We start from the raw sequence: 4955 nt of genomic DNA on the forward strand, positions 1-4955 counted from the left end.
AGCTTGAGCGCCACCCGATCCGGCCGCACGCCATCGCTTTGATCGCGCTGCGCCGACCAGCCAGCGTAAAAACGATAGGCCGCCGAGCCCGGTCCATTCGGCGTGCCGATTTCCAGCCGGTAGCGGCCATAGCGCACAGGCAGTTTCAGGGTGAAGGGCTTGCCGGCCACCAGATCGATATTCTGGCTGCTGACCAGCTCGCTGACTTCATCAAAGCCGGAATTCCAGCCGCGCTGGTCGTCGTAGCGCCAGTACCAGTTGCGATCTTCGCGGATCAGCCGCATCGGCGTGCCGCGCTGCGCCAGCATGCGCGCATCACCATCAGCCAGCACCACATCGAACTCGGCCAAAGCCCCCTCTGGCACATAGTCGCGGGTGAACTTGGGGCGTACGCCGAGCAGGGCCGGTGCCGGCCACCACACGCGCTCCAGGCTGCGCACCACCGGCCGGCCGCCGGACTCGAGCAAACTGAAGGTGCTGCGGATATTGATCGCCGACTGCCGACCACGCGCCGGCGCGACATCGACATCCACCTGGGCCTGGCCATTGTCGTCCAGGCTGTTTTCTTCCAGCTCCAGGCGCTTGGCGATATTGTCGTCGTCGATGCTGCCGAACACGTAGCCGGGTAGTTTGGCTGCCAGCGGATTGCGGCTGCGTGCGTACTCCACCGTGCCAAGCAGGCGATTGCCAGCCGCTGGCGCGCCATACAGATAGGCGCCATTGATATCGATGCTCAGGCCATCCTGCCCGGTCAAGCGGGGCTTGTCGCTCGCCAGATCGAGCTTCATCCGCTCGGGCAGGAATTCTTCCACCGAAAAGCGGTAGATGGTGCCGGGCAGTTTGTCGGCCGGATCGTGGCGCAATTCCAGCGTCCACACGCCGGTTGGCGCATCGGCCGGAATATCGATGCGTTGCTGGTAGTAGCCGGCCTGTTTGGCATTGGGCTTGAGGGTGGACACCAGCTGATTGTGGCCATCGGGCCGGCGCAGGGTGGCCTGGATGGGCTGCGGCGGCACCGGTCGGCCATCGGCATCGCGCGCCAGCACTGAGGCAATGAACTGCTCGCCCGGCCGGTACAGATCGCGGCCGCTATAGGCAAACAGGCGTACCGGCTTGTACAGATCACCACCGGTTTCGAATTCGGACAAATCCAGCGAGGGCTCGCGCAAGGCCAGCATCGATACCTGCTGGCCTTTTTCGGCCAGCAGCACCCGCGCCTTGTCCGGCCGCTCGGCAAAGTCCACCCGGCCCTCGCCATTGCTCGCCGCATGCGCGAGTACCTTGCCATTGGCGCCGAGCCATGACACGTCAACGCCGTCGAGGCCCTTGCCATTCACCAGCGAGCTGACCAGTACCGTGGCGCCCTTCGGATAGTTGTGCAGCGACACGCCAAGGTCGGACACATAGAAATAGGTGGTCTGGTAGTCATAGCCAAAGCGACCGGGCTTGCTCATCACCGCCACATAGATGCCGGGCTGCTTCAAGGATTCGATATCCTCGACCGGAATAAAGGTCACGCTCTGCTTGTTGGGCTGCTGCTCGGTAACAAAGCGCGCCTGGTACACGCTATCGGTCATTTTGTGCAGCGGGTCGAGCTCCCAGCTGCTGACTGCGCCATGCAACTCATGGTGGCGCTTGCTATAGGGCTGGTTCCATTCCGCCTCTTCGCCATCCTCGCCGTCTTCATTCACCGGTTTGGCCGCCTTGCGCGGCCCGGCAATCACCATTTCCAGAAAGCGCGGCAGCTGCTCCTTGCGCACGCGCAGAAACTGCACATCCACCTCGGGCACATTGACAGTAATCACCGGCAAGCCGCCATTCTGGCCGGCCGGCAGCACCATGCCATTGCTGGCAAAGTAATAGGCCGGCGAGATCGCCGCGGTGCGGATCGAGTAGCGCGCCTCATCCTTGAGGGTGCGGTCGATGCCGTCCTTCAGGCCAGGCTTGATCACCACGACATAACGGGTCTGCGGTTTGACGTTCGGGAAAAACACAATGCGCGGGTTCGGCCCGAGCACCCAGCCGCCCTTGACCAGCTTGCCACCCTTTACATCGACATCGGCCGGTGCGGTGCTGACGGTAGTGGCCTTGGCTTTAGCCTGCTCGCGACTGCTCTCGTCCTCTTCCGGCGTATCGGTGATCGCCTCGCCTTCCTCGTCGCCGGCCTCAGCCTCGGCTTTTTTGCCGGCCTTGAGCGGCTTTTTCGCCGCCGGCGTCTCGCTCATTTCGAACACCTGGATCAGGCTGTCAAAGTCCTGCCGCGCCAGTGGCTGCGATACCGTCAGCGCCAGGGCGGGCGAACCCTCGAAGCTGCGGTTGGCCGCTTCCACCAGCACAAACGGCGTATTCGGATCGGCCTGCCCACCTGCATCGCTGGCCACCGGTGCGCTGGCGCTGCTACTGAGCGCAGCCAGCAAACTCGGCGCCGCCGGGTTGGCATGATGGCGCCAGGCCGCTACGCCGGTGGCAGTTACGGCAACTGCAGACACAGCAATCAGGATGGGCTTGAGAAAGCGCATGGTGCGGGTCTTTATCGTCAGGGTTGGGCGGCACCCACGGCGAGCGGCCGGTACTTGGGCAGACTCAAAGAATACACAGGCCAAGCTGCAGCGGTAGCGTCGAAGCCACCATAGCGAGGCAGCAGCGCATTAATGCCAGAAACATCCCCAAAATGACGGATAAAACTGTTGCAAACATGCCGCAGCTTGGTGTGTGCAATCCGTAAACCCAAAACCTGTAGACACAGAGTCCAGGGAGAACACAGAGCACACAGAGAAATCCGACTCTATTGATTCGGACATCAAAAGTTTGAAGCGATAGGCCTTGGCTTTGCCCGCGATGGCGGCGCTTATCGCGGGCATGGCCTGCTCCTACGGCAAGCACAGCACGTGGGCTGGAGAAAATAGCTAAAACACCACATGCCCGAATCACCAATTTGGTTTTCTCAGTGTGCTCTGTGCCCTCCCTGCTCTCTATGTCTAAAGGTTTGCCTTCTGGCACCAAGTCCGCTGCAGTCCTCGGTCTCACCCCCTCAAACCTGTAGACACGGAGCACACCGAGAACACTGAGCACACAGAGAAACTCGCCTCCAACAGGTTTTACTCTGTGCGCTCGGTGCCCTCCCTGTTCTCTGTGTCTACAGGTTTGTCTTTCGGATTCGATTTACCGTAACCCCAGCCCTTCCGCCAAACCGTGCGTTTCGTGTACAAATCGCCCACCTGCCATTGCACAAGGACGCCACCATGAGCCATCGCCACGGCATCGATCTGGACAAAGCCCGCAGCCTGTTTGCGCAGGAACGCAGCCAGTTTGCCGCGCGCATGCCGCGCTCGCAGGCGCTGTCGCAGCAGGCTGGCGAACATTTGCTGTTCGGCGTGCCGCTGCACTGGATGAATGACTGGTCCACGCCGTTCTCGCTCTATGTCGAAGCCGCCCAGGGCGCACGCTTTCGCGATGTGGATGGCCACGACTATGTGGACTTTTGCCTCGGCGATACCGGCGCCATGTTCGGCCACGCGCCCGAGCCGGTGGCCCGTGCCCTGATCGCACAGGCCACAAAAGGTTTTACCACCATGCTGCCCAGCGACGATGCGCCCTGGGTGGCCAGCGAGCTGGCCCGGCGCTTCGGACTGCCATTCTGGCAATTTGCCATGACCGCCAGCGACGCCAACCGCTTCGCCATCCGCTGGGCGCGCGCCGCTACCGGCCGCGACCAAATCTTGGTGTTCAATGGCTGCTATCACGGCACGGTGGACGATGTGTTTGTCGATCTGATCGACGGCCAACCCAGCCAGCGCGACAGCCTGCTCGGCCAGGTATACGACTTGCGCCAGCACAGCCGCGTGGTCGAATTCAACGACCTGGCGGCACTGGATGCGGCGCTCGCCGACGGCACGGTAGCCTGCGTGCTGGCCGAGCCGGTGATGACCAATATCGGCATGGTGCTGCCGCAAGCCGGCTACTGGGAAGCCGCCCAGGCCATCATCCGCCGCCATGGCAGCCTGCTGCTGATCGACGAAACCCATACCATCAGCAGCGGCCCGGGCGGCTACAGCCGCGCCCACGGCCTGCAGCCCGATATGCTGGTGGTGGGCAAACCCATCGGCGGCGGCGTGCCCTGCGCGGTGTATGGCTTCAGTGCCGAGCTGGCCGAACGCGCCCAAGCCGCCAAGCGCCATGCACCACCCGGTCATTCGGGCATCGGCACCACCCTCACCGCCAATATGCTGGCCATGGCCGCCATGCGCGCCAATCTCGCCGAGGTGATGAGCGACAGCGCCTATGCCCACATGTTCAGTCTGGCCGAACGCCTGGCCGCCGGCTTGCGCGCTGTCATTTCCAAACACCAGCTGCCCTGGTGCATCACCCAGATCGGCGCCCGCAGCGAAATCCAGTTCAGCCCCACCCCGCCTGCCAATGGCAGCGAAGCCTCGCTGATACTCGATAGCGAGCTGGAACAGACCCTGCACCTATTCCTGCTCAACCGCGGCTTATTGATCACGCCCTTCCACAATATGCTGCTGGTGTGCCCACAGACGCGGGCTGACGATGTAGACCGGCTGGTGGCGGCGGTGGATGAGTTTGCGGGTTTGCTGGCTAGCTGACATGAATCAGTAAAACCGTCGCTTGCAATGCAATTCAGACCACACGTTAGGGCGGAAACGGCACCGCGGCTATAATCGCCGCCTTCCCTACCCTGCCCGTCGCCGTCATGAACGAAAAAGCCCGCCACTTTCTTGCCCAATACCAAACCGGTGGTGAAATCGAGGGCGGCCTGCTGTTCGCCAAAGCCTTGCAGCAAGCAAATCTAGACGGCAATGAAGCTAGTCTTGACCGGATCGAGGCATTACTAAGCCAGCTGCGGGCGAAACGCTCGCCCGAGGAAACGCGTTTTCTGGCCGACCCGGCTGCGGTCAATTTCTGCCTGATGCTGGCCTTCTACCTCGGTGACTATG

At 62.3% G+C, this 4955-nt stretch carries 3 protein-coding genes; 2 read left to right on the plus strand and 1 reads right to left on the minus strand.

Annotated elements, in window-relative coordinates; all coding sequences use genetic code 11:
• On the minus strand, window positions 1–2519 hold a 2519-nt coding region (locus ACE3OH_RS17540; protein WP_374356071.1), incomplete at its 3' end, for an MG2 domain-containing protein.
• A 723-nt stretch (window positions 2520–3242) separates the two neighbouring features.
• Here ACE3OH_RS17540 and ACE3OH_RS17545 point away from each other — a divergent pair.
• Together ACE3OH_RS17545 and ACE3OH_RS17550 are read left to right on the plus strand one after the other, a co-directional pair.
• Window positions 3243–4604 carry an aspartate aminotransferase family protein gene (locus ACE3OH_RS17545; protein ID WP_374356074.1) on the plus strand — a complete coding sequence of 454 codons (1362 nt, stop codon included), beginning with the start codon at window positions 3243–3245 and terminating at the stop codon, window positions 4602–4604.
• 107 nt (window positions 4605–4711) lie between these two features.
• Window positions 4712–4955, plus strand: a 244-nt coding sequence (locus ACE3OH_RS17550) for a hypothetical protein (protein ID WP_374356077.1), incomplete at its 3' end; no start/stop codon positions are given.

Source organism: Chitinimonas sp., from assembly GCF_041904975.1.
Taxonomy (GTDB): domain Bacteria; phylum Pseudomonadota; class Gammaproteobacteria; order Burkholderiales; family Chitinimonadaceae; genus Chitinimonas.

Excerpts from the sequence above, each read along its gene's own strand:
- ACE3OH_RS17545 (WP_374356074.1), top strand. The coding sequence starts at position 3,243 with ATGAGCCATCGCCACGGCATCGATCTGGACAAAGCCCGCAGCCTGTTT.